Below are 25,260 nucleotides of genomic sequence, written 5' to 3' on the forward strand. Positions count from 1 at the left end.
CGGGGAGGCGCGGGACTGTTTACGCCCATGGGTGTCAATCACCTGCGGAGCGATTTTTGTACCAAAGGACAGGCATTGGAAACGATTCTCGAGATGCGCGACATCCGCAAAACCTTCCCAGGGGTGGTCGCGCTGAACAAGGTCAACCTGCGCGTGCGCGCGGGTGAGATTCATGCCATCGTCGGTGAAAACGGCGCCGGAAAATCGACCTTGATGAAAGTGCTCTCGGGGGTCTATCCGCACGGCTCCTACAGTGGGGACATCGTCTACGAAGGCCAGGAGCGCCAGTTCCTCGGCATCCACGACAGCGAGCAGCTGGGCGTCATCATCATCCACCAGGAGCTGGCGCTGGTGCCGCTGCTATCCATTGCCGAGAACATTTTCCTTGGCAACGAGACCGCACAGCGCGGCGTGATCGACTGGATGGCTGCGCATAGCAAGACACAGGCCCTGCTGAAAAAAGTGGGCCTCAAGGAATCACCCGCCACGCTGATCACGGACATCGGCGTGGGCAAGCAGCAACTGGTGGAAATTGCCAAGGCCCTGTCGAGGCAGGTCAAGTTGCTGATCCTCGATGAGCCGACGGCGAGCCTCAACGAAAACGACAGCCAGGCCTTGCTGGACCTGTTGCTGGAACTCAAGGGGCAGGGCATCACCTGCATCCTTATTTCACACAAGCTCAACGAAATTTCACGCGTGGCGGACGCGATCACCATCCTGCGCGACGGCAGCACCGTCGAAACACTGGACTGCCGTGCCGAAGCCATCAGCGAGGATCGCGTCATTCGCGGCATGGTGGGCCGTGAGATGGCTGACCGATATCCGCCGCGCCAGCCGCAAATTGGCGAGACCGTGTTTGAAGTGCGCGACTGGAACGTCTACCACCCGCTGCACACGGACAGGAAATTCATCAAAGGTGTCAGCCTGCAGGTGCGGCGCGGTGAAATCGTCGGCATTGCCGGACTGATGGGGGCGGGGCGCACAGAGCTTGCCATGAGCATCTTCGGCCGTTCGTGGGGGCGCCGCATCAGCGGCCAGGTTCTTCTGAACGGCCAGCCTGTTGATGTCGGCACGGTAGAGAAAGCCGTTCGCCATGGTCTGGCCTATGTGACCGAAGACCGCAAGGGCAACGGGCTGATATTGAACGAAGACATCCAGTTCAATGTGTCGCTGGCCAACCTCAAGGGCGTTTCAAGTGCCTCCGTCATCGACAGCGGCCGCGAATACCAGGTCGCGCAGAGCTACCGGGAAAAGCTCCGCATCCGGTGCTCAAGCGTTGGCCAGAGAGTCCTCAACCTCTCGGGCGGGAACCAGCAGAAAGTGGTGCTCGGGAAATGGCTGTTCACCAGCCCCGAAGTCCTCATCCTCGACGAGCCCACGCGCGGCATCGACGTGGGCGCCAAGTACGAGATTTACACCCTGATGGCCCAGCTCGCGGCAGAAGGGAAATGCATCATCATGATTTCCTCGGAAATGCCCGAATTGCTGGGCATGACGGACCGCATCTACGTCATGAACGAAGGCCGCTTCATCGCCGAGATGCCGACGGCCGAAGCCTCCCAGGAAAAGATCATGCGCGCGATCATGAAAGCAAGCTGAAATGAACAACGAGTCCTCCAACGCCACAGCGATTGCGGCAAAAACCGCCGCTGCCAGCGGCAAATCGCCGCTCGACTACCTGAAGCACAACTTCCGCGAGTACGGCATGCTGATCACGCTGGTGGCCATCATGGGCTTCTTCCAGTACATGACCGAGGGCACGCTCATGCAGCCCCTCAACCTCACCAATCTGGTCCTGCAGAACAGCTACATCGTCATCATGGCGCTGGGCATGCTGATGGTGATCGTGGCCGGGCATATCGACCTGTCGGTCGGTTCGGTGTGCGGCTTCATCGGCGCGCTGGCGGCCGTGCTGATGGTGGAGTACGGCTGGCATTTCGTGCCGGCCTCGCTGGTGTGCCTGCTCTGCGGCGCGCTGATAGGCGGGGTTCAGGGCTGGTTTGTCGCGTTCTTCCGCATCCCTTCTTTTATCGTCACGCTGGCCGGCATGCTGGTGTTCAAGGGGCTGGCGTTGGCGCTGCTGCAAGGCCAGTCGGTCGGCCCCTTCCCCGATTCATTCCAGATGCTCAGCTCGGGTTTCATGCCCGACCTGCTGAGCAGCGAAGGCCTGCGCATGACTTCGCTGCTGCTGGGCGTGGCGCTGGCCGCCGTGCTCGCCGTGGCCGGCATACGCGCGCGGGCCAAGCAGCTCAAGCACGGCATCCAGGCCGAGCCCGCCGCCATTTTCTTCGTCAAAACGGCGATGTTCTCGGCGCTCCTGATCTATTTCAGCTACCTGCTGGCTTCCTACAGGGGTCTGCCGAATGTGCTGATCGTGATGGCCGCGCTGATTTTCCTGTTCCACTTCATAACGGGTCGCACCACCATCGGGCGGCGCGTCTATGCGCTGGGCGGCAACGAAAAGGCCGCCAAGCTGTCGGGCATCAAGACCGAGCGCCTGGCCTTCTATACCTTCGTGAACATGGGCGTGCTGGCGGCGCTGGCGGGCCTGGTGTTCGCCGCGCGCCTGAATACCGCGACGCCCAAGGCCGGCCTGGGCTTTGAGCTCGACGTCATCGCCGCCTGTTTCATCGGCGGGGCCTCGGCCTCGGGCGGTGTCGGCAAGGTCATGGGCGCGGTGATCGGTGCGTTTGTGATGGGCGTGATGAACAACGGCATGTCCATCCTGGGCATCGGCATCGACTACCAGCAGGTCATCAAGGGCGTGGTGTTGCTGGCCGCCGTGTTTGTCGACGTCTACAACAAGAACAAGGCATGAGCCGCCCGGCCGTTTCGAAGACAAATACCGCAGCACACAGCACGGAACTTGTTCTATGACCCTGGCCACTACCGCCACTGACATCGTCCCCGTACTGGAACTCGCGGGCATCCACAAACAGTTTGCGGGCATTGACGCATTACGCGACGTGCGTTTGCGCCTGTATCCCGGTGAAATCCATGCCTTGATGGGGCAAAACGGTGCGGGCAAGTCCACCCTGATCAAGGTTTTGACCGGGGTGCTTGAAGCCAGCGGCGGCCAGATGCAGCTGGCCGGCAAACCGGTGTGGCCGGGCTCTCCCCTGGCCGCACAGCGTCTGGGCATCAGCACGGTCTACCAGGAAGTCAATCTTTGCCCCAACCTCTCCGTGGCGGAAAACATCTTCGCGGGCCGCTATCCGCGGCGCGGCATTTCGCAGGGATACCGCATCGACTGGGCCGCGCTGAATCGCCGCGCCCGCGAGCTGGTCGCGCGTGTCGGCCTGGATATTGACGTCACGCGCCTGTTGTCCAGCTACCCGGTCGCGGTGCAGCAGCTGGTTGCCATCGCGCGCGCCATCAGCATCGAATCGAAAGTCCTTATCCTTGACGAGCCGACTTCCAGTCTGGATGATGACGAAGTCCAAAAACTCTTTGGGGTGTTGCGCCGCTTGCGCGACGAGGGGCTCGCCATCGTTTTTGTGACCCATTTCCTGAACCAGGTCTACGCGGTGTCAGACCGCATCACCGTGCTGCGCAACGGCACCTGGGTAGGCGAGTGGCGGGCCAGCGAGCTGGGACCGCAGGCATTGATAGCGGCCATGCTCGGCCGGGAGCTGGCCGCCCAATCTGCCGTTACCGCGATACCTCAGGCGTTTGACGATGCCGTGCCGGCACTTCTGCAAGCCGAAGGCCTCGGCCAGGCCGGTCAACTGCAAGCTGTGGATCTGCGCGTGCGTGCCGGCGAGGTGGTGGGCCTGGCCGGCTTGCTGGGGGCGGGGCGCACGGAGCTGGCGCGGTTGTTGTTCGGCCTGGAGGCACCCGACCGCGGTGTGCTCAGGATCGACGGCCAGACGGTCACTTTTTCCAGCCCGGCGGATGCGATCCGCCACGGCCTGGCGCTGTGCCCGGAAGAGCGCAAGACCGACGGCATCGTGGCCGAGCTGTCGGTCCGTGAAAACATTGCGCTGGCGCTGCAAGCCCGCATGGGCATGCGCCGGTTTTTGTCGCGGGCCGAGCAAACCGCGCTGGCCGAACGCTTTGTCCAGGCGATGGGTATCAAGACCGCAAGTGTGGACACGCCCATCGGCCTGCTGTCAGGCGGTAACCAGCAAAAAGCCATGATCGCGCGCTGGCTCGCGACCGAACCGCGCCTGCTGATCCTGGATGAACCCACGCGCGGTATCGACGTGGCCGCCAAGCAGGAAATCATGGAGCAGATCCTGCGCCTGGCAGAAGCCGGTATGGCCGTGATTTTCATCTCTTCCGAAATGAGCGAAGTGGTTCGCGTGGCGCATCGCATTGTGGTGCTGCGTGACCGCCGCAAGGTGGGTGAGTTGCCGGCAGGCAGCAGCGAAGACACCGTCTATGAACTGATTGCAGCTGAACATGCCTGAAGAGAAACACCACCCCTCGCCTCTGGCCACTGCCATGAGGCACCGCCTGGCCTGGCCGCTCATCACGCTGTTCCTGCTGCTGGCTGTGAACACAGCGTTTAACGCCAGTTTCCTGCACGTCGAGTGGCGTGACGGTCATTTGTACGGCAGCCTGATCGATATTCTCAACCGTGCCGCGCCGCTGGTGCTGGTGTCGCTCGGCATGACGTTGGTGATCGCCACCCGCGGCATCGACATTTCCGTGGGCGCCGTGGTGGCCATTGCTGCCGCGGTGGCCGCCTGGATGATTGGCGGGTCGGTGGCAGGGAGCGTGAGCCGTTTCCCGATGCCGCTGGCAATTCTGGCGGCATTGGCCGTCGCGCTGCTGTGCGGGCTGTGGAACGGGCTGCTGGTCGCCAGGGTGGGCATGCAACCGATCATCGCCACACTGATCCTCATGGTGGCAGGCCGGGGCATCGCGCAGCTGATCACCGGCGGGCAGATCATCACCATCTATTACGCGCCGTTCTTCTTCCTGGGCAGTGGCTACCTGCTGGGCTTGCCGTTCTCGCTTTTTATCGTGGCCGTAGTCTTTGCGCTGCTATATCTGGCGGTGACGCGCACGGCCCTCGGGCTGTTCATCCAGGCTGTGGGCATCAACCCGACTGCGGCACGCGTTGCCGGTGTGCAGGCCCGGCGTCTGATGGTTGCGGCCTATGCCTTCTGCGGCTTCTGCGCGGGCATCGCGGGCTTGTTGATCAGCTCCAACGTCAAAAGCGCCGACGGCAACAATGCGGGCCAGTTGCTTGAGCTGGATGCCATCCTGGCCGTGACGCTGGGCGGTACCGCCCTCACCGGTGGGCGTTTCAGCCTCGTGGGCAGTGTCATCGGTGCGCTGATCATCCAGACCCTGACTTACGCCATCTACTCGCTGGGTGTGCCGCCCGAGATCAATCTGGTGGTCAAAGCTGTGGTGGTATTTGTGGTCATGCTGCTGCAATCGGCTGAATTCCGGGCCGAGATCGGTATCTGGATGCGGCGGCCGGCCGCGCGGGGAATGCGGCCATGAGCACAATCGTCACCCAGCCTCCCGTAGAGGAGGCCGCCGCCAGCCAACGGGCACCTGCTGCGCCGGCTTCGGGTTTTAATCCCAAATACCTGCCGCTGGCGGCCACCATATCGCTCTTCATCGCCATGGCGACCATGGGTTCGGTGCTCTACAGCGGGTTCTTTTCGGCTCAGGTGTTCCTCAACCTGCTGATCGACAACGCCTTTCTGGTCATCATCGCCGTGGGCATGACGTTTGTCATCCTGTCGGGCGGTATCGACCTGTCCGTCGGCTCCGTGGTGGCGCTGACCACCATGGTGTCTGCCGCGCTGGTGGAGCACCATGGCTGGAGTCCAGCTGCGGTGATTCCGCTGGTGCTCCTTATGGGCACGGCGTTCGGCGCCTTCATGGGTTTTCTGATTGAGCGTTTTCGCCTGCAGCCTTTCATCGTGACGCTGGCCGGCATGTTTCTGGCGCGCGGCCTGTGCTACCTGATTAGTGTCGACTCCATCAGCATCACCAACGAGTTTTACTCGGAGGTCTCGCAGCTGCGCATCCCCTTGTGGGAAGACGCCTCCCTCTCAATCAGTGCCGTGATCGCCATTGCGGTGCTGCTGGCGGCGGTGTTCATTGCACACTGCACTCCCTTTGGCCGAGCGGTGTATGCCGTCGGCGGCAACGAGCAATCGGCACTGCTGATGGGCTTGCCGGTGCGCCGCACGCTGGTGGGGGTTTACACGCTATCGGGCTTTTGCTCGGCGCTGGCCGGTGTGGTCTTCACCTTCTACATGCTTTCGGGCTACGGCTTGCACGCCACCGGCATGGAGCTTGACGCCATTGCCGCCGTGGTGATCGGCGGCACCTTGCTCAGCGGCGGCGTGGGTTATGTGGCCGGCACCCTGTTCGGGGTGTTGATGCTCGGCATCATCCAGACCCTGATCTCTTTTGACGGCTCTTTGAGTTCCTGGTGGACGCGCATTGTCGTCGGCGTGTTGCTGTTTGTTTTTTGCCTCCTGCAACGGCTGCTGGCAAATCGCACACCCAAATCTTCCTGAAACCTTAATGGCCAGACCATCATGACAAGCACCAAACGAAAACTACGTTCCACCGAGTGGTTCGGCACGGCCGACAAAAACGGCTTCATGTACCGCAGCTGGATGAAGAACCAGGGCATTCCCGACCATGAGTTCGACGGCCGCCCCATCATCGGCATCTGCAATACCTGGTCGGAGCTCACGCCTTGCAATGCCCACTTCCGCAAGATCGCCGAGCATGTGAAGCGCGGCATTTCAGAGGCGGGTGGCTTTCCGGTCGAGTTCCCGGTGTTCTCGAACGGCGAGTCGAACCTGCGGCCCACCGCCATGCTCACACGCAACCTTGCCAGCATGGACGTGGAAGAAGCGATTCGCGGCAATCCCATCGACGCCGTGGTGCTGCTCACCGGTTGCGACAAGACCACGCCCGCACTGCTGATGGGTGCTGCAAGTTGCGACATTCCGGCCATCGTGGTGACCGGCGGGCCCATGCTAAACGGCAAGCTTGAAGGCAAAAACATCGGCTCGGGGACGGCAGTGTGGCAGCTGCACGAGTCGCTGAAAGCGGGCGAAATCCAGCTGCACCAGTTCCTGGCGGCCGAGGGCGGCATGTCGCGTTCGGCCGGCACCTGCAACACCATGGGAACAGCCTCCACCATGGCCTGCATGGCCGAAGCGCTGGGTACTTCGCTGCCGCACAACGCCGCCATTCCCGCGGTGGATGCACGCCGCTATGTGCTGGCGCAAATGTCGGGCGCGCGGGCTGTCGAGATGGCGCGCGAAGGCCTCACGCTGTCGAAAATCCTCACACGCGAAGCCTTCGAAAATGCGATTCGCGTCAACGCCGCCATTGGCGGCTCCACCAACGCAGTGATTCACCTCAAGGCGATTGCGGGCCGTATTGGTGTGCAGCTGGACCTGGAAGACTGGACGCGTATTGGCCGCAACACGCCCACCCTCGTTGACCTGCAGCCTTCCGGCCGTTTCCTGATGGAAGAGTTCTACTACGCCGGCGGCCTGCCCGCCGTGTTGCGCCGTCTGGGTGAAAACAGCTTGCTGCCGCATCCCAATGCGCTCACCGTCAATGGCCGGTCGATATGGGACAACGTGCGCGAGGCGCCGCAGTACAACGACGAGGTGATCCGCCCCCTCGACAACCCCTTGATCGCCGACGGCGGTATCTGCATCCTGCGCGGCAACCTGGCGCCGCGCGGCGCCGTGCTCAAGCCCTCTGCGGCCTCGCCCGAACTGCTCAAGCACCGCGGCCGCGCGGTCGTATTCGAGAACCTCGAGCACTACAAGGAGCGCATCGTCGACGAGAACCTCGACATCGATGCCAGCTGCGTGATGGTGATGAAGAACTGCGGCCCCAAGGGCTACCCCGGCATGGCCGAAGTCGGCAACATGGGCCTGCCGCCCAAGCTGCTGCGCCAGGGCGTCAAGGACATGGTGCGCATCTCGGACGCACGCATGAGCGGCACCGCTTACGGCACCGTTGTGCTGCATGTGGCGCCAGAAGCGGCGGCCGGCGGGCCGCTGGCCGCGGTACGCGACGGCGACTGGATCGAGCTCGACTGCGATGCGGGCCGCCTGCACCTGGACATCAGCGATGCCGAACTGGCTGAACGCCTTGCCGCCCTGCAGAAGGCCCCTGCAGGCATGCGTGGCGGCTACCAGCGCCTGTATGTCGACCACGTGCTGCAAGCCGACGAGGGTTGCGACTTCGATTTTCTGGTCGGCTGCCGCGGCTCCGAAGTTCCCCGGCACTCCCATTAAATCGCGCAAGCAGTGAATTACTGAACTTTATTCAACCTGATCCAGTCCCCATGAACACGCTCCGCCAGCCGCGTTACCGCGGTATCTTCCCCGTTGCCCCCACCACGTTCACCGAAACCGGCGAGCTTGACCTTGAAAGCCAGAAGCGCTGCATCGACTTCATGATCGACGCCGGCTCAGACGGCATCTGCATCCTGGCCAACTTCTCCGAGCAATTCGTGCTTTCGGACGAAGAGCGTGAAACCCTGACCCGTACCGTCCTCGAACATGTGGCCGGCCGCGTGCCGGTGATCGTGACCACCACCCACTACGGCACGAAGGTTTGCGCCGAACGCAGCCGCCGGGCGCAGGACATGGGCGCCGCCATGCTGATGGTCATGCCGCCGTATCACGGGGCTACCTTTCGCGTGAGCGAGCCGCAGATTTACGAGTTTTATGCGCGGCTGTCGGATGCGGTCAACATTCCCATCATGATCCAGGATGCGCCCGCCAGCGGCACTGTGCTTTCAGCCTGCTTCCTCGCGCGTATGGCCCGTGAGATTGAACACGTCGCCTATTTCAAGATCGAAACCGCCGGTGCAGCCTCCAAACTGCGCGAACTGATCCGTTTGGGAGGTGACTCGGTGGAAGGGCCATGGGACGGCGAAGAGGCCATCACGCTGTTGCCCGACCTCGATGCCGGCGCCACCGGCTCCATGACCGGCGGCGGCTACCCCGACGGCATTCGTCCGATCATCGAGGCGCACCGCGCCGGCGACCATGACAAGGCCTATGCCCTTTACCAGCAATGGCTGCCGCTGATCAATTATGAAAACCGCCAGGCGGGGCTGCTGGCCGCCAAGACCTTGATGAAGGAAGGCGGCGTGATCGCCTGCGAAGCACCGCGTCATCCTTTTCCGGCCATGCACCCGGACACGCGCGCCGGGCTGCTGGCAACCGCCAGCCGGCTTGATCCGCTTGTGCTGCGCTGGGGGCGGTAAGCAGGGCACGCCGCGGGGTAATGCCCCGCACATTGCTCCTTTTTTGATAGCTTCTCGCGCCCACCGGTTAACGGCTCCAGGCGTTTTATGCCTTGGGCGACGTTCCGGAGCCGATCTGACGCGCGAGATGCACCTGGTGCAGCGTTATTTTCCGCACCTCGGCCTGGCTGGTTTCGATATGGGCGCGCAGCAGCATGGCGGCCTGGTCGCCACGCTTGGCGCGCACCGCCTTGAGAATCTTGGCGTGCTCTTCATAGGTCGCGTCAATGCGCGGCTGCTTGATGAAGTCAAGCCGGCGAATGATGCGGATGCGGTCAGTCACATCGCGGTGCACCCGGGCCATTTCGGCATTGCCGGCGGCCGCCACCAGCGCACAATGAAACGCCTCGTCCCACTGTGCAACCTGCACCATGTCGGTACTGCGTTGAGCTAGCGGCGCCAGCCAGATGGCCGCCAGTTCATCGAGTAGCGCCGTGTCCACCGTCTGGCTGCCGCTGCACAGGCGCTGCACGGCCGTGGTTTCCAGCACCATGCGCAGATCGTAGAGCTGCTCGAACTTGTCGAAATCAAAGGGCAGCACGCGCCAGCCACTGCGAAACAGCACCTCGACGAATCCCTCCTGCTGCAGGCGAAACAGGGCCTGGCGCACCGGTGTACGCGAGACACCCAGGCGCTCGCTGACCTCGCTTTCGGTGAAGCGGTCGCCGGGCACCAGCTTGAATTCGGCGATGTCGCGCTTGAGTTCGGCATAGGCTTGCTCGGCGCGCGAATGAAAGGCGCTGCCGGCAACAGGCGGGGCGGCGTGCGTGCGGCTCATGCCAGCAGACTCACGTGGGCGGCTACCACACGCCAGCCATCCCGCGTGCGCAACCAGGTCTGGCTTTGGCGCCCGGTCCTGTCGCTACCTACACGTGCAAACTCTGTGTTGGCCGTGGCGAAGTCGCGTCCGTATGTTGTGATGACTGTGGCGCGCAAGGTACGCGCGAGCCCTTGTGGGGAGCGCCCCGCGCGAAAAGCACGGATGGCGTCATAGCCGTGGAGGTTCTCGGTGACGCCGTAGCGCAGGGTGTGCTCGCTGTTCCAGAACAGCTCGTCGAGCACTTCCACGTTGTTGTTGACCAGTGCATCTTCGTAGCGAAAAAATGCGGCAGTCACTTCGGCATGAACGTCGGGCAGGTTGATGGCATGGATCATGATTTACCGATTGTCAGCGAAGCCAGCGAAGCCAGCGAAGCCAGCGAAGCCAGCGGAGCGCGGGCGATGCCGGCTGCCTCCAGCACGGCCGCCACGCGCAGCGCGTGGTCTTCACGCCAGGGCGCGGTGACGAGCTGCACTCCTACGGGCAGGCCTTCATCCGGCCACACCGGCACCGCACAGACGGGCAGGCCTATGCACGAAAAAGGCTGGGTCAACAAACCCATGCTTGGGCGCAGCGGCAGTCGTTTGCCGTTCAATTCCAGCCACTCGGCGCCTATGGGCGTGGCGGCGCAGGGGGTGGCGGCGGCGAGCAGGACATCGAAGTGTTCAAACAGTCCGGCCACGGCCTGGGCATAAAGGCGGCGTACGCGCTGGGCGCGGTCTACCCAGGCAGCCGGAAGCAGGCTGCCCGCAAGAAAGCGGTCACGCGACAGAGGCTCAAAATCGCCGGCGCGGCGCCGCAGGTCGTCCAGGTGCAGGGCGCCGCCCTCGGCGTTGGTGATCAGGAAGGCAGCGGCGCGGCCCGCCTCGACCATTGGCAGCGCCACCGTTTCGCGGGCGCCCAGCGCCTGGGCCACACGCTGCACGGCGGCCCAGGCCTGGGGCTGGACGTAGTCCTGGAAGTAGCCGCCCAGCACACCTACGCGCAGTCCGCCCATGCCTTGCACCAGCGATGGCAATGCCGGCTCGGCGGTGCGCTGTGCGCAGCCGGGGTCGCGGACGGTTGATGGCCCGGCGGCCTCCGGGCCTTGCATGAGGTCATAAGACAGGGCCAGGTCGCGCACAGAACGCGCAAACGGCCCCAGGTGATCCAGCCCGGAAATAAAGGGGTAGCTGCCGGTACGCGGTAGCCGGCCAAAAGTGGGCTTGAGCCCGAACACGCCGCACAGCGAGGCCGGCACACGGATGGAGCCGTTGGTGTCCGACCCCAGCGTCAGCGGTACCTGGCCCGCAGCCACTGCGGCGCCTGAGCCGCCGGATGAACCGCCGGCGATGCGTGTGAGGTCGTGCGGGTTGCGGGCCGGGCCGGCATGGCTGTTTTCGGTGGTGAAGCCATAGGCATATTCGTCCATGTTGAGCGCACCCACCAGCACGGCGCCAGCTGCCTCGAGCCGCTGCACCAGCAGTGCGTCGGCCGTGGCAGGCGTTCGCCCGCGTTCAATGGCCGAGCCCGCCAGTGTGGACAGGCCCTGGATATCAAACAGGTTCTTTACGGCAAAAGGAACGCCCAGCAAGGGCTGTGCTGCGAGGCCGGGCGCATCGACGGCGAGCTGCTGGTCCAGCAGTGCCGCGCGTTGCCGTGCCCGCGAGGCGGTGACTTCGGTAAAGGCATTGACGCGGCCATTGGTGGCGGCTATGTGCGCGAGGCTGGCTTCAATCAATGCGCCTGCACCGACCTCGCGCGTCCGCACGGCCCGCGCCATGGCCATCGCATCGCCGCGCAGGCATTCGGCAGCGTCGCTCATCCGCCAGCCTTGCCGGAAGGCTCAACAGGTACAAACACCGGCGCCGGGTCGTTATGGGCGTCCAGCGGCACGGCCTGCAGCTGCGCGGCAAAGCCGGCGGCCAGCGCGAAGAACTGCAGCACACCGGGCCGGTGTTCCGGATTCAGCGGCAAGTCCAGCGCGGCCGCGGCGGCGTCGACATAGGCATCTATTTGCGCGGGTGTCATGTGGTTCAGCGCCTGACTTCGCGCTGGAATATTTCCAGGCTGAGTTTCTTGGTGCGGATGAAGCTGGCTTCAGACAAGGTCTCCACCGTGCGCGGACGCGCATCGCCGTAGGGCAGGATTTCGGCGACGCGCGTCGGGCGCTTGGTCAGCAGCAGTACCTGGTCGGCGAGGTACACGGCTTCTTCCAGGTCGTGCGACACCAGCAGCATGGTAGTGCCTGTCTGCATGAACACCTCCTGCAGTTTTTCGCGGATGAACAGCGTCATCTCGAAGTCCAGCGCCGAGAACGGCTCGTCCAGGAACAGCACTTCCGGATTGGGCGCCAGCGCCCGCATGATGGAGGCCGTCTGCTGCTGCCCGCCCGAGAGTTCATAGGGGTAGCGGTTCAGGTCGAACTTCACGTCGAAGGAGGCCACGAGTTCGGCCATGCGCCTGTCGACTTCAGCCTTGGATCTGCCTTCAAGCTTGAGCGGGTAGGCGATGTTGTCGATGGTACGCATCCACGGGAACATGGCTTCGCGGTAGTTCTGGAAGACGTAGCCGATCTTGGTGTCCTTGAGCGACTTGCCGTCGAACAGGATTTCGCCCGCGTCGATGGGGATGAGGCCCGCGATCATGTTGATCAGCGTGGACTTGCCGCAGCCGTTGGGCCCGAAGACCGAGACGATCTTGTGCTTGGGGATGTCCAGGTTGAAGTCTTCATACAGCGGCCAGCCCGCAAAGTACTTGGTCAGACCGCGTATGGTGATGTGCGTGCCTGCCGGGCCGGGCTGGAATTCACGCACCGGGACATCGGCGAATACGGGAGCATTAATTACAGCGGACATGTCGGACTCCGGTGGGATCCATGGGTAAACACAGTGGTGAGTGACTGCAGGCCTCTCACCTTCAAGCAGGGGCCGCGGAACCGGCTTTGCCGGGCCGCAGGCGCAGCGGCCCCCTCGGGGGGAAGCGCATTACACGAAGTGAAAAGCGTGGGGGCCATTTATCTTCCACTCCAATGCACGATGCGGCGCTCGGCGATGAGAAACAAAATATTCAGCGCATACCCCAGCGCACCGGCCGCCAGGATGGACGCGTACATGTCCTTCACATTCATGACCTGCTGCGAGTTGATGATGCGGTTGCCCAGGCCGGTGTCGGCGCCTATGAACATCTCGGCAACGATCACGATGACGAGTGCCATGGACACCGCCGAACGCAGGCCGACAAAGCTCGGCTGCAGGCTTTCCCAGATCAACACGTCCTTGAACACTTGCCAGCGCGAGGCGCCCATGACTTTGGCCGCCATGACACGCTGCTTGCGCGCGTTGATCACGCCGTAGGCGCTGTTGAAGACCACGATCAGCAGCGCGCCGAAGGCGGCAATCGCCACCTTGTTGATGTCCGACACGCCGAAAATCATCAGGAAGAGCGGAATCAGCGCCGAGGACGGCGTGGAGCGGAAGAAGTCGATCAGGAATTCCACGCTGCGGTAGGCTTTTTCATTGCTGCCCAGCAGCACGCCCAGCGGCATGCCGACCGCGGCGGCGATCATGAAAGCCTGGACCGTTCGCCACACGGTGACGGCAAAGTCCTTGAGGAGCGGCCCGCCAGCCAGGCCGCTGAGCAGTGCGCCCAGCGCGTCGATCGGTGGCGGCAGCAGGATGGCCTTGATGAAGCCCAGGCGCACGGCCAGGTCCCAGATGATGAAGAGCGCCACCGGGCCGATGAAGGGCAGGGCCTTGTCCAGCGCCGGTTTGCGCTGCACGACGGCCGCCGGCGCGGCCGGAGGCGTCCAGGGTTTGGCGGGCGTTGCCGTCACGGGAGAGGTGGTACTCATGGTGTTCAACCCTTGTAGAGCATGGTGTCTACGATGAGGCGCGAACTGAAGATGCCTTTTTCGGAGAACAGGTCGAAGAATTTCTGGAAGTGCGCCACGTCGGCCGGGGTGAACTCGTTGTACATGGTGTAGGCGGCCAGCGGCACCTCGCCGGTGAGCGGGCCTTCAATGGCGGTGTAGCCCTTGAGGTACTGGCGCGCCTCGACCGACTTGCTTCGCACGTAGGCCACTCCCTTGCCGTAGGCGGCGACGAATTTTTTTGCCGCGTCGGGATTCTTCTTGATGAAGTCGGAAGACAGCGACGCCGAGCCGCCGAACCACGGTGCCATCGGGTCACCCAGTACATAGCGCGCGATGACGCCGGCTTCAAGCACGCGCGTCGTGCCGTTCATGCGGCCTATGGTGCCGGTGGGCTCCAGCGTGTAGGCACCGTCGATCTGGCCGGCGGCGAGCGCGGCCACATGCTGGCCGATGGGCAGCTCGACCACGGTCGCGCCGGTAGCGCCGCCGCGCTCCAGCACGGTCTTGGCCAGCGTCACGTTCTGGATGCCGGGGCCGGAGCCGACGCGCTTGCCTTTGAGGTCGGCCATCACCTTGGCCGGACTGGCCGCCGGCACGATCACCTCGTCGAGCACATTCTTCACGTTGCTGGGGTTGGAGCAGAAGATCTTGAAGGTGCCGGGCTGGGCGATCTCGCCGATGGCGATGTTGGCCGAGCCGGTGCCGTTGGCGGTGCCATCGGCGCGGCCCGAGAGCACCGCCTCCATCACCTGCTGCGCACCGGCGAATTTGAGCGGCTCCACGTCAAGGCCGGTCTCTTTGAAGTAGCCCAGCTCGATGGCTGAGTAGAACGGCAGGCCGGCGGCGATGGGCCAGTAGCCGATGCGTATCTTGGGACCGCCCTGCGCATGCAGGAAGGCGGGCATGCCCAGCAAGCCCAGTGTGGCGCCGGCGGCCGTGGCCTTGAGCAGCGAGCGGCGTGCCGGGCCGTGGGGGGCGGATGACGGTGTGGGAACGGGCTTCATGAAATGCTCCTGCTGGTGATGGATAAGTGGTGAAGGAATGGGTTGATGAAGAGGACGAAAAGCTTTCACGCCTGCGCGACTGGCTTCGGTGAGTCGAGGTAAGCGCGCCAGCCGCCCAGGTGTGTGATGTCTTGTGCACCTTGCAGGGCATGCGCCTCGCAGAGGAAGCCCTGGACGCTGCCGCCGCCCTCCAGCGCCAGCGTGCCTATGCCCAAGGGCGCGGGGATCAGCGCAACGAAAGAGCCGTAGTGCTGCACCGGCATTTCCCAGATTTCCAGCGCGATGCCTGCACCTTCATTGGCCGCCACACGCAGCAGCCCCGGCTTGGGCGGCACCGTGCCCGGCAGGGCGTAAAAGCGGTAGTCTGGCGCGGTGCGTGCCGGGCCCACCAGCGTGGCGCCGCGCGAGGTCAGCTGGCTGTTCAGCGGCATGCCCGAAAGATGAGCGCCCACCACGGCCAGCCTGACCGTGGCCGCCGGCTGGATGCCTGGCAACGCTGCGGGTGCGGGCAGCGCTTCGTTCAATGCGCCCAGCGGCAAACCAGTGGCATGGTGATAGCGCTGCCCCAACTCAGCCAGTTGCCAGTCGCTGCCCGCCAGCCCCACCAGCGTGATGCCGAAAGGCAGGCCGTCAGGACGCAGGCTGCTGGGCACGGAAAGGGCCGCGTAGTCCAGCAGGTTGACGAAGTTGGTGTAGGTGCCCAGGTGGCGGTTCAGCGTGACGGGGTCGCGCTGCATGGCCTGCAGCGTGTAGTGTGTGGGCGCGGTCGGCAGCAACAGCACATCAATGTCACGCCACATTGCGCCCGCCTGCTGGCCCAGCGCGCGTAACTTTGTTTGGGCTGCATACAGGTCGGCAGCGCTGTATTGTTTGCCCGCGCCGATGATGCTGCGCACCGGCTCGATCACCGCTTCTTCATGCGCGTCAAAAAAATCGCGCACGGCGGTGTAGCGTTCAGCCACCAGCGCGCTTTCATAGAGCAGCGCGGCCGCCTCGGCCAGCGGCGCGAAATTGATGGGCACCGGCACGCCGCCCAGGGCCTGCATGCGGGTGACAGCTTCGCCAAAAGCCTGCTCGGCCAGCGCGTCGCCGCAGAAGCCCAGTGTTGAAGGCACACCGAAACGAAAGCCTGCGGGCAAGGCGGTGTCGGCCATCGCCAGCACGCGCGAGTAGGGATCCAGCGGGTCGTAGCCCATGGCCGCTTCGAGCACGCGGGCGGCCGTGGCCACGGTGCGCGCGAAGATGGAGACGCAGTCCACGCTCTGCGCGGCCGGCACCACGCCGCGTGCGCTGACAAGGCCTTTGGAGGGTTTCAGGCCCACGATGTTGTTCAGGCCCGCCGGCACGCGCCCGGAACCCGCCGTGTCGGTGCCCAGCGCGAAATCCGCCTGCCCGGTCGCCACCACGTAGGCGGAGCCGGAACTCGACCCTCCTGATATATATGCCGGGTTGATCGCGTTGGGAACGGCGCCGTAGGGGGAGCGTGTGCCGTTGAGGCCGCAGGCGAACTGGTCCATGTTGGTCTTGCCAAGCAGTTGCGCACCCGCATCGAGCAGCTTTTGCACCACGGCGGCGTGCGCCGTCGGCGTGTAGGCGAAAGCGGGGCAGGCGGCGGTGGTCGGCAGGCCCGCTACATCAATGTTGTCTTTGGCCGCAAATGAGAGCCCGGCCAGCGCGCCGCCGCGGCCGGTCGGGAAAGACGATGTCCTGGTAATCCAGGCCTCGGGAGCCCTGCCGGCGTCCGTGCCTGCAGATGCCATCACCTGCTCAGGTGCAGCGAGCGATTGAGGAGAGTTCGGCGATGAAGAGATGTGCACCAATTGAAAGCATCCATACTTGTGTACAAGATGAGATGCAAGAGCTGTGCCAATCCGTAGAGCCGTCCCGAGCACTGCCGATGACGAAAAGTACTTTGATGTCTGCTTGTCATCCAATTAGGCGCATGAATGTCATGGATAAAGCGATTCTTGGGTAATTAATCGCGCTCGATGTATCAAATACAGTAGAGGCTTATGGAAAAGTCTCGCTCCAACCCACAGCCCAAGCTTCGTGCCGTGTTGTTTGATGCCTACGGCACGCTGTTTGACGTGTACAGCGTGGGCTTGCTGGCGGAGCAATTGTTTCCGGGCAAAGGCGAAGCGCTGGGCGTGCTGTGGCGCGACAAGCAGATTGAGTACACGCGCCTGGTGACCATCAGCAATAGCGGCTCGCATTACCGGCCCTTCTGGGACCTCACGCGCGCAGGCCTGCGTTATGCGTGCAAACGCCTGGGGCTGGATTTGAATGCCGCCCGTGAGGAGCAGCTCATGAACCAGTACCGCCACCTGTCGGCGTTTCCGGAAAACCGCGAGGTGCTGCAGGCGCTGAAGGCGCGTGGCATCACCACCGGCATCCTGTCCAACGGCGATCCCTCCATGCTGGATGTGGCCGTCAAGTCGGCAGGGCTTGAAGGCCTGCTGGACCACATCATCAGCGTGGACAGCATTCGCAAATACAAGACCGCTCCCGAAGCCTATGCGCTCGGGCTGAAAGCCACCGGGCTGGAGGCGAAACAGATCGCCTTCGTGAGCTGCAACAGCTGGGACGCGCTGGCGGCTACCTGGTATGGCTACCAGACGCTGTGGGTCAACCGTTACCAGTTGCCGTTTGAAGAGCTGGGCACGCAGCCCCTGTACACCGGCAGCAGCCTGCGCGAAGTGCTCTCGCTGCCGCTGCACTGATTTCGCAGGCTCGTTCTATTTTTTGTCTTTTAGTTTTTTTGATTCTTCTGATGCTTTTGAGAAAAGGGACCGCACCATGAACACTACAACCAACACACGCACCTCCAGCCACCGCCTGCAGGTCGCCACCGGGCTTTACCGTTTCATCGAAGACGAGGTGTTGCCCGGCACCGGTGTGGCCAGCGGCGCTTTCTGGAAGGGCTTTGATGCCATCGTGGCCGATCTGGCGCCCAAGAACCTCTCCTTGCTGGCAGAGCGCGACCGCCTGCAGTGCGAGATGGACGCCTGGCACAAGGCCAACCCCGGCCCCATCGCAGACATGAAGGCTTACCGCGCCTTCCTCGAAAAAACCGGCTACCTCGTGCCTTCGCCGAAGAAGGTCACCATCACCACCGCCAACGTGGACGCTGAACTCGCCAAACAGGCCGGCCCGCAACTTGTGGTGCCCATCCTGAACGCGCGCTATGCGCTTAATGCCGCCAACGCGCGCTGGGGCAGCCTTTATGACGCGCTCTATGGCACCGACGCCCTTTCCGAGGAAGACGGCGCCACCAAAGGCAAAGGCTACAACCCCGTGCGCGGCGCCAGGGTGATCGAATACGCGCGTTATGTGCTGGACCGCACCGCGCCGCTGAAAAAGGGCTCGCACATCGATTCGACCACCTATGCGGTCAAGGGCGGCAAGCTCGTCGTCACGCTAAAAGGCGGCAAGACAACGGCGCTGGAAGATGCGAGCCAGTTCATCGGCTACCAGGGCAAGGCCTCCGCGCCGTCGTCGGTGCTGCTGCAGCACAACGGCCTGCACATCGACGTCCGCATTGACCGCGGCACGCCCATCGGCAAGACGGATCCGGCCGGCGTGAGCGACCTGGTGATAGAGGCTGCGCTGTCGACCATCATGGACCTGGAAGACTCGGTGGCCGTGGTGGACGCCGACGACAAGGTGCTGGCCTATCGCAACTGGCTGGGCATCTTGCAGGGTACGCTGACTGAAAGCGTGACCAAGGACGGCAAGACCTTCACCCGCGGCCTGAACCCGGACCGTGAATACACCTCACCGAAAGGACCCAGGGGTAAAGCAGTGGTACTGCATGGCCGTTCGCTGATGTTCGTGCGCAATGTGGGCCACCTGATGACCAACCCGGCCGTGCTGTACACCGCCGCGGATGGCAGCACGAAGGAAATTCCGGAAGGCATCCTGGACGCCATGGTCACGACCACGATCGCCATCCACGACCTCAAGCGCAAGGGCAAGGCCGGCATCAGGAACTCGCGCAAGGGCTCGGTCTACATCGTCAAGCCCAAGATGCACGGCCCCGCTGAAGTGGCATTCGCCGCCGAACTCTTCAGCCGCGTCGAAAAGATGCTCGGCCTGCCGGGCAGCACGGTCAAGCTCGGCATCATGGACGAAGAGCGCCGCACCAGCGTCAACCTCAAGGCCTGCATCGCCGCCGCTTCCAGCCGCGTGGCCTTCATCAACACCGGCTTCCTGGACCGCACCGGCGACGAAATGCACACGGCCATGCAGGCCGGCCCGATGATCCGCAAGGGCAACATGAAAATCAGCCCGTGGCTCAGCGCCTACGAACGCAGCAACGTGCTGGTCGGCCTGGCCTGCGGCCTGCGCGGCCGCGCCCAGATCGGCAAGGGCATGTGGGCCATGCCCGACTTGATGGCCGACATGCTCAAGGCCAAAATCTCGCACCCGCAGGCCGGCGCCAACACGGCCTGGGTCCCGTCGCCCACGGCCGCCACGCTGCACGCGCTGCACTACCACCAGGTCAATGTGGCGGCGGTGCAAAAAGACATCGAGAAGACGGTCGACCTGAAGTCCGAAATCGCCCGCCTGCTGCCCGAGCTGCTGCTGGTGCCGGTCTCGCCCGACGCCCAATGGACGCCTGCCGAGAAGCAGCAGGAGCTGGACAACAACGCCCAGGGCATCCTCGGCTATGTGGTCCGCTGGATCGACCAGGGTGTGGGTTGCTCCAAGGTGCCCGACATCCACAACGTTGGCCTGATGGAAGACCGCGCCACGCTGCGCATTTCCAGTCAGCACATCGCCAACTGGCTGCTGCACGGCGTGGTCACGAAAGCGCAGGTCAAGGAAACCTTTGAACGGATGGCCGCCGTGGTCGACGGCCAGAACGCCGGCGACCCCCTCTACAAAAAAATGGCGGGCAACTTCGAGACGTCGGCGGCCTACAAGGCGGCGTGCGACCTGGTCTTCAAGGGCCTGGAGCAACCCAGTGGCTACACCGAGCCGCTGCTGCACGCCTGGCGGCTGAAGGTAAAAGCCGGCTTGTGCCGTTAAGTCTGCGGCAGGGGTGCGGACGGGGGCTTGCGCCTGCTGCAGCCTGTGCCTGACAGAGTCAATTTGCTACTGAATTGATAGCTGTTGGCGCAAGCTGTTATTGGCCTGCAGGCCAAATACTCTTGAAAATCCGGGTTCGACCCGCTGGCGCCGGTGCGCCCCCATGGCGAATGACAGCCGGTCAGGCGTTGATAACCCCTGAGCTTGCGGAGGTGTTGCGCCAAACTGACCTTTACAAAGGGCCGCCGATCTTGCAAAACCGGCCGCTCATCGCCATTCGCGGGATTTAAAGGCTGGTTACGGACCGTTCCGTGTCAAAAACCCTGTAATTCATATGTATGCGTTGGAAACCAAGTGAAACACTTTGCAAGTACTTCAATGAAATCGCGGTTGGCCCTTACGCTAGCGTCTCCCCCCTCTCCGGCCACAGATCGGTTGCAAGCCGGCCGGCAAATGTGATTAATACCAATTTTCCCGAACTCCTCGATGGCTTCGCAACCTGACGTCCTTCAATCCTGTCTTCAGGCGGCTGCCAAAGCAGCCCGGCCTGCGCTGGAACGGTGCATTGATGACGCCGTGGCGGGGCTGCAGATTGCCGAGTCACAAAGCCCAAAAGTGGCCGAGCGCGACGAACTCGCGGCGGCCTGGCGGGGACTTCAACAAAACAAGCCCGTCTGGGTCGTGCAATACCCGGCAGACCTGCTGGTGCATTTCAAGGCGAATGTGGCTGTTGCGGTGCAGGCGGTGCGCACGCCGGCAGCATCTCCAGACCAGCTCGCTGCTTCAGCCGCAGCCGCATCCAGCACCTTCGCCGCCCTGTCTTATGCCAGCTTCGCCCTCGTCGACGACGACGATGTGTCCCAGGCCATTGAATCGTCACGGCTGCTCCAGCTGGTGCTGCCGGCGGTCGACCACGTCCTCGCCGAACTCAACAAACTGATCAGCACAGTGCAGGGGCTGCCGAATGTGCGCCCGGAGCTCAATCCGCTGCGCCCTGAAGTGTTTGCGCAGACCCTGCGCGAAATGATCACCGCAAGCAATGCGGGCCCGGCCATCGTTTCGCTGTGGCTCAGGTATCTTGCCGAGCCTCTGGGGCGCGAACTCGGGCAGGTCTACGAACGCCTGGTTAACCAGCTGGAACTTGCCAACGTACAGGGCGCCAGCTACCGCGTATTGCAGACCCCTGCGAGTGCAGCCCCCAGCAGGGCCAGGGGTACCGGCGGCGCAGGTTCCGGGTCGGGCGCCGGTACCGGAGGCGGTGAGGGCGGAAACGGTGGGGGCTCCGTCGAATCCGGCCGCCACCAGCCGCCCCCGCAATATGCCGACCTCTCCAACTATGAGATCCGGGATGAGTTGTTCCAGGATTTCCTGTTCCATGGCGGCAGCAACGCCCATCACGGGCTGGCGCCGTCCTATTACGAAACGGTCGAGGAAGAGCTGGTCGCCCTGCAGGAAGCGCCCGACTCTTCCGGCGCGCCGTTGGCTGAGTCGCAAGCCGCGCCCTCACATGAATACCAAAACCTGCCGGCGGTAGACCGTCCGCAGCGGATGGTCGATGAGCGCAGCCAGCTCAGCCCGCAGGTTTGGGGCTCGTACGCCCGGCCCCGCGAGCGCGCCATCGTCCGGACCCAGCTGAAGAAAGAGGCCAAGCAGGTCGGTCAGGTGCTGGGCCTGGAAGTGGTGCGCAAGCTGGTCAAACAGGTCGCGCAAGACCCGCGCCTGCTGGTGCCGGTGCGGGAAGCCATCGTGGCGCTGGAGCCTGCGCTGCTGCGTCTGGCCATGGTGGACCCGCGCTTTTTCAGCGACGAAGGCCACGCCGGGCGCCGCGTCATGGAGCGCGTGGCGCAGCGCAGCTTCAAATACAACGACGAATTCAGCCCTGAGTTCCTGGCGTTTTTTGAGCCGGTCACGCGCGCTTTCAACGGGCTGAACAGCCTGACGATCGAAGATGCCCAGCCTTTCGCGATGGCACTGGCCGAACTCGAATACGGGTGGGACGAGCAGGACCAGTTCGAAGCGGAAAACCGCAACAACGTGCTGCAGGCCCTGCGTTTCGCCGAAGAGCGCCAGACGCAGGCGGACCAGATCGCCTTTGAGCTGAGCACGCGCTCGGACCTGGACAAGGTGCCGGGCCTGGTGCTGGACTTCCTGTTCGGCCCCTGGGCGCTGGCTATGGCGCACGCCAGACTCTCCGATACACGCAACCAGGTTGATCCGATGGGCTTCGGTTCGGTGGTGCCTGACCTGCTCTGGAGCGTCAAGCGGGAAGTCACCCTGAAACGCCCGGCCAAACTGATTGAGATGATTCCCAGCCTTTTGGGCAAGCTGCATGAGGGGTTGGAGCTGCTGGGGCAGGACCCGCGCGAAAGTGAGCCTTTCTTCGAAGGCCTGATGATGCTGCACCGGCCCGTGCTCAAACTGCGCCGCCTGAAAAGCCGGCGTGACGCCGAAGAATCGGGCGCCGTACCGCTGGAGCCCGAAGAAGATTCGGCCACGCCTGAACAGCGCCTTGCCAAGGCCGCCGCGCACCCCTGGCTTGCGCGCGACGATCTGGACGCCGCAGGGTTTGAAGACACCCTGCCGACCGTGCCTGGAGAACTTGCTCCGATCGAGGAAGACGAACCGCCACCGATAGAACCCATGCATGCGGCAAATGAGCCCGACTCCAGCCATCCGGAATACCTTGCCGCGGCGGCAGCCTCCGCAAATGCAGTACCGGCCATGGCCCAAAGCGAAGCCGAGCGCCTGTTGCTCAGCCTGCGCTCCGGCCACTGGGTGGATATGTACTCCAGGCGCCGCTGGCTGCGAGCCCAGCTGATCTGGGCCAGCACGAAGGGCACGCTGTTCATGTTCGTGAGCCACGGCGGCCAGCCCCACTCGATGACCAAGCGCAGCTGCGAACGGCTGATCCGCGAACGCCTGCTCAGGCCGGTCGACAGCCAGGGTGTGGTGGCGCAGGCCCTGGATGCGGTCGCTTCGGAAGTCGCCACCACGACGCAGCCCGAATCCCAGCCGGTCTGAGGCGGGTCCCGAGCGGGGTGGCAAACCTGCCGCCGCCGGCTTGATGGTGGAACCATCCCGCACAGCTTAAATCCCATGACCTCCTGGCCCGACCTCACGCAACTTCCTGCCGATCCTGTACCCGCGGGCCCGGCTGAACTGCCGCCCCCAGCGCATGCCCAGCCGTTTGTGCATGACGACGGAAACACCCGGTCGCTTCACTTCACGATGGGTGAACTGCAAAGCCGCATGCTGATGCACAGCCCCTGGCGCCTGGAAGTGGACTACACGCTGACGATGATGGGTTTCCTGCTCTTTCGGCCCGCGCCCCTGCACATCGGAATGATCGGCCTCGGGGGCGGCTCCCTGGCCAAGTTCTGCCATCGGCAGCTGCCGTCCAGCCAGATGACTGTGCTGGAGATCAACCCTCAGGTGGTGGCGCTGCGGCGCGAATTCCGCGTGCCCGACGATGATGCGCGGTTCCGCGTCATCGCCGCTGACGGGGCCGATTTTCTGCAGGCCGGTACCCCCCGGTTCGACGTGCTGCTGATCGACGGGTTTGACCACCAGGGGCAACCGCCGGCCCTTTGTTCGCAGCGCTTTTATGACGACTGTTTTGCCGCGCTGTCGCCGGGCGGCGTACTGGTGGTGAACCTGCACTACGATGACCCGGACTATCCGCTGCTGGCGGGCCGCATTGCGCGCAGTTTCGACGGCAATTCCGTGGAAATTCTTGCCCAGGAAAAAACCAACAGCATCGTGTTTGCCTACCGCGGGAAGCCCGTTTCTGCACGCAAGCTCTCGGTGGCACAAGCTCTTTCCGCACTGGCAGACGACGAGGGCCGGGCCCAGCTCAGGGCCGAGTTTGGGCGGATCACATGGCACATGAAAGACCCGGGCGCAGACGACGCCTGACCGGTGCATCCCGGCTCACACCAGCTCCGGCCACGGCGGGAAGGCCTTACCCCGACGTGCGGCGCTGTCCGACGGCCAGCCACAAAAAAGGCGGGCACGCTGGAACGCTCAACATTTCATTTCATTTCATTTCATTTCACTGCCCTGCACGGATATACCCTGCACGCGCACAAACCTGGAGAACCCCATGACCGAAAAAACCGCATCCGTTCACTGGGAAGGCCGAGGCAAAAAGGGCCAGGGCCAGATCAGCACCGACACCGCTGCACTCAAGGCGTATCCCTACGGCTTTGGCAGCCGCTTTGAGGACGACCGCAGCGGCACCAATCCTGAAGAGTTGCTGGGCGCCGCGCATGCAGCCTGTTTCACCATGGCGTTTTCCTTTGCCTGCGACAAGGCCGGGTTCGGCACCAGCTCGGTGGACACCCGCGCCAAGGTCCGCCTGGTGCCCCAGGGCGATGGCTTCCTCATCGACCGCATTGCGCTGACCCTGGAGGCCGTGATTCCGGATATCGATGAAGCGAAATTCCAGGAACTCGCCGAAGGCGCCAAAAAGGCCTGCCCGCTCTCCAGGGCCTTGGCCAGCGTTCCCGAAATCACCCTCGCGGCCACATTACGCCGGTAGCTTTTCCGGCACCCAGAAAGACACCCGACATGAATCCCAGGACAAATTTTTCTTTTGAGGTTCAGTATGCTGCGCAGTCAGGTGCTGCTCAGGATGAGCGCGACGGCCTGATGGGGTCGCTGGGCCCTTCGCTGCAGAAGCTGTTTGCCGCCGATGATCCTTCGGCCACCGTGACGGTGAGCGATAGCCACAAGGGTGACGGCAACAAGATCATTGAATTGACGACCACCCTCCTGGACCCCCAGGTCGCCGCAACACTCCAGGCGTTTTCGAAGCAGCACGGCGTGGCCGTGAGCGCACTTGAATAGCCGGCTCCGGTGCGGCCCCGCTCAGGCTTGCCATACACCGTAACCTGCTTCGCGCAGGGCAATACCCAGTTCGACTTCCATGTCGCGCGCGGCGTCGTAGGGCATGGGGTTGTACATCTCGTACAGCTTGGGTAAAAGCCGCACGCCGAAATCACGGGCGAAACGGTTGGACTGAATGCCGGCCTTGTGTTTGTCAAAACGCACATCCGGGTCCAGCCCGGTCATACCCACATACACAAAAGGCTTGCCCAGCTGGTAGTCCGGATTGGCGCGGCGAAAGCGTGCCACGTTCCACACCTCGGGCCCAAGCTCGATCACATAGACGCTGTAGTGATGGCCTCTGGGTCGGGTGGGCATGAATGGGCGGTCGTGAAGGGTGTGCGTTGTGCCGACTTTAACGCATCGCGATCCATTCAGGTGCTATCAAAAAAATAGC

The 25,260-nt window shown here is 63.5% G+C and carries 22 protein-coding genes; 13 read left to right on the top strand and 9 right to left on the bottom strand.

Annotated features, from left to right (window positions below):
* The first annotated feature begins 27 nt into the window (after positions 1–27).
* From mmsA to AC1DWQ_RS16990, 7 genes are read left to right on the top strand one after another with little or no spacing between them, the layout of a single operon-like run.
* Positions 28–1,599, top strand: a complete 1,572-nt coding sequence (gene mmsA, locus AC1DWQ_RS16960; protein WP_477670685.1) for a multiple monosaccharide ABC transporter ATP-binding protein — start codon at positions 28–30, stop codon at positions 1,597–1,599.
* Between the two features lies 1 nt (position 1,600).
* Entirely contained in the window at positions 1,601–2,818 is a 1,218-nt protein-coding gene (gene mmsB, locus AC1DWQ_RS16965) for a multiple monosaccharide ABC transporter permease (protein WP_457282345.1), read from the top strand.
* Between the two features lie 55 nt (positions 2,819–2,873).
* A complete protein-coding gene (locus AC1DWQ_RS16970; RefSeq protein WP_477670686.1) occupies positions 2,874–4,412 on the top strand; it encodes a sugar ABC transporter ATP-binding protein in 1,539 nt (512 codons plus the stop codon).
* Entirely contained in the window at positions 4,405–5,460 is a 1,056-nt protein-coding gene (locus tag AC1DWQ_RS16975; protein ID WP_477670687.1) for an ABC transporter permease, read from the top strand. Before AC1DWQ_RS16970 ends, AC1DWQ_RS16975 begins: the two co-directional genes overlap by 8 nt.
* A complete protein-coding gene (gene yjfF, locus AC1DWQ_RS16980; RefSeq protein WP_477670688.1) occupies positions 5,457–6,494 on the top strand; it encodes a galactofuranose ABC transporter, permease protein YjfF in 1,038 nt (345 codons plus the stop codon). Before AC1DWQ_RS16975 ends, yjfF begins: the two co-directional genes overlap by 4 nt.
* Positions 6,495–6,515: 21 nt before the next feature.
* The gene (locus AC1DWQ_RS16985; RefSeq protein ID WP_457282341.1) at positions 6,516–8,249 is read left to right on the top strand and encodes an IlvD/Edd family dehydratase; all 1,734 of its coding nucleotides are present in this window, start codon (positions 6,516–6,518) and stop codon (positions 8,247–8,249) included.
* Positions 8,250–8,299: 50 nt separating this feature from the next.
* Positions 8,300–9,229 (top strand): dihydrodipicolinate synthase family protein, encoded by a 930-nt coding sequence (locus tag AC1DWQ_RS16990; protein WP_477670689.1) that lies wholly within the window; start codon positions 8,300–8,302, stop codon positions 9,227–9,229.
* A gap of 85 nt (positions 9,230–9,314) precedes the next feature.
* On the opposite strand, the gene AC1DWQ_RS16995 is transcribed toward AC1DWQ_RS16990, so the two are convergent.
* The 8 genes from AC1DWQ_RS16995 to atzF all read right to left on the bottom strand — a co-directional run bounded on the left by AC1DWQ_RS16995 (position 9,315) and on the right by atzF (position 16,705).
* Positions 9,315–10,046 (bottom strand): GntR family transcriptional regulator, encoded by a 732-nt coding sequence (locus tag AC1DWQ_RS16995; protein ID WP_477670690.1) that lies wholly within the window; start codon positions 10,044–10,046, stop codon positions 9,315–9,317.
* Positions 10,043–10,423 (bottom strand): oxalurate catabolism protein HpxZ, encoded by a 381-nt coding sequence (gene hpxZ, locus AC1DWQ_RS17000; protein ID WP_477670691.1) that lies wholly within the window; start codon positions 10,421–10,423, stop codon positions 10,043–10,045. Before hpxZ ends, AC1DWQ_RS16995 begins: the two co-directional genes overlap by 4 nt.
* Positions 10,420–11,892 (bottom strand): AtzE family amidohydrolase, encoded by a 1,473-nt coding sequence (locus AC1DWQ_RS17005; RefSeq protein ID WP_477670692.1) that lies wholly within the window; start codon positions 11,890–11,892, stop codon positions 10,420–10,422. Before AC1DWQ_RS17005 ends, hpxZ begins: the two co-directional genes overlap by 4 nt.
* On the bottom strand, positions 11,889–12,098 hold the full coding sequence (locus AC1DWQ_RS17010; protein ID WP_477670693.1) for an AtzG-like protein: 210 nt from the start codon (positions 12,096–12,098) through the stop codon (positions 11,889–11,891). Before AC1DWQ_RS17010 ends, AC1DWQ_RS17005 begins: the two co-directional genes overlap by 4 nt.
* A gap of 5 nt (positions 12,099–12,103) precedes the next feature.
* The gene (locus tag AC1DWQ_RS17015; RefSeq protein ID WP_477656435.1) at positions 12,104–12,925 is read right to left on the bottom strand and encodes an ABC transporter ATP-binding protein; all 822 of its coding nucleotides are present in this window, start codon (positions 12,923–12,925) and stop codon (positions 12,104–12,106) included.
* A gap of 158 nt (positions 12,926–13,083) precedes the next feature.
* Entirely contained in the window at positions 13,084–13,920 is an 837-nt protein-coding gene (locus AC1DWQ_RS17020; RefSeq protein ID WP_477670694.1) for an ABC transporter permease, read from the bottom strand.
* Positions 13,921–13,925: 5 nt separating this feature from the next.
* Positions 13,926–14,945, bottom strand: a complete 1,020-nt coding sequence (locus AC1DWQ_RS17025) for an ABC transporter substrate-binding protein (protein WP_477670695.1) — start codon at positions 14,943–14,945, stop codon at positions 13,926–13,928.
* Positions 14,946–15,010: 65 nt separating this feature from the next.
* The gene (atzF, locus tag AC1DWQ_RS17030) at positions 15,011–16,705 is read right to left on the bottom strand and encodes an allophanate hydrolase (RefSeq protein ID WP_477670696.1); all 1,695 of its coding nucleotides are present in this window, start codon (positions 16,703–16,705) and stop codon (positions 15,011–15,013) included.
* Between the two features lie 252 nt (positions 16,706–16,957).
* Between atzF and AC1DWQ_RS17035 the strand changes: the two genes are divergently transcribed.
* From AC1DWQ_RS17035 to AC1DWQ_RS17060, 6 genes are all read left to right on the top strand, one after another.
* Positions 16,958–17,665 (top strand): haloacid dehalogenase type II, encoded by a 708-nt coding sequence (locus AC1DWQ_RS17035; protein WP_477670697.1) that lies wholly within the window; start codon positions 16,958–16,960, stop codon positions 17,663–17,665.
* 76 nt (positions 17,666–17,741) lie between these two features.
* Positions 17,742–19,976 (top strand): malate synthase G, encoded by a 2,235-nt coding sequence (locus AC1DWQ_RS17040; protein ID WP_477670698.1) that lies wholly within the window; start codon positions 17,742–17,744, stop codon positions 19,974–19,976.
* Between the two features lie 486 nt (positions 19,977–20,462).
* The gene (locus AC1DWQ_RS17045) at positions 20,463–22,997 is read left to right on the top strand and encodes a DUF1631 family protein (RefSeq protein ID WP_477670699.1); all 2,535 of its coding nucleotides are present in this window, start codon (positions 20,463–20,465) and stop codon (positions 22,995–22,997) included.
* A gap of 75 nt (positions 22,998–23,072) precedes the next feature.
* Positions 23,073–23,891, top strand: coding sequence for a fused MFS/spermidine synthase (locus AC1DWQ_RS17050; RefSeq protein WP_477670700.1), 819 nt, complete (start codon positions 23,073–23,075; stop codon positions 23,889–23,891).
* A 187-nt stretch (positions 23,892–24,078) separates the two neighbouring features.
* Positions 24,079–24,516 carry an OsmC family protein gene (locus tag AC1DWQ_RS17055; RefSeq protein ID WP_477670701.1) on the top strand — a complete coding sequence of 146 codons (438 nt, stop codon included), beginning with the start codon at positions 24,079–24,081 and terminating at the stop codon, positions 24,514–24,516.
* A 29-nt stretch (positions 24,517–24,545) separates the two neighbouring features.
* Positions 24,546–24,824, top strand: a complete 279-nt coding sequence (locus AC1DWQ_RS17060) for a hypothetical protein (protein ID WP_477670702.1) — start codon at positions 24,546–24,548, stop codon at positions 24,822–24,824.
* Positions 24,825–24,845: 21 nt separating this feature from the next.
* Here the strand turns inward: AC1DWQ_RS17060 and AC1DWQ_RS17065 are convergent, their stop codons facing one another.
* Positions 24,846–25,181 (bottom strand): hypothetical protein, encoded by a 336-nt coding sequence (locus tag AC1DWQ_RS17065; protein ID WP_457282321.1) that lies wholly within the window; start codon positions 25,179–25,181, stop codon positions 24,846–24,848.
* Positions 25,182–25,260: the final 79 nt, after the last annotated feature.

This window comes from Polaromonas sp. P2_G11 (genome assembly GCF_056403595.1).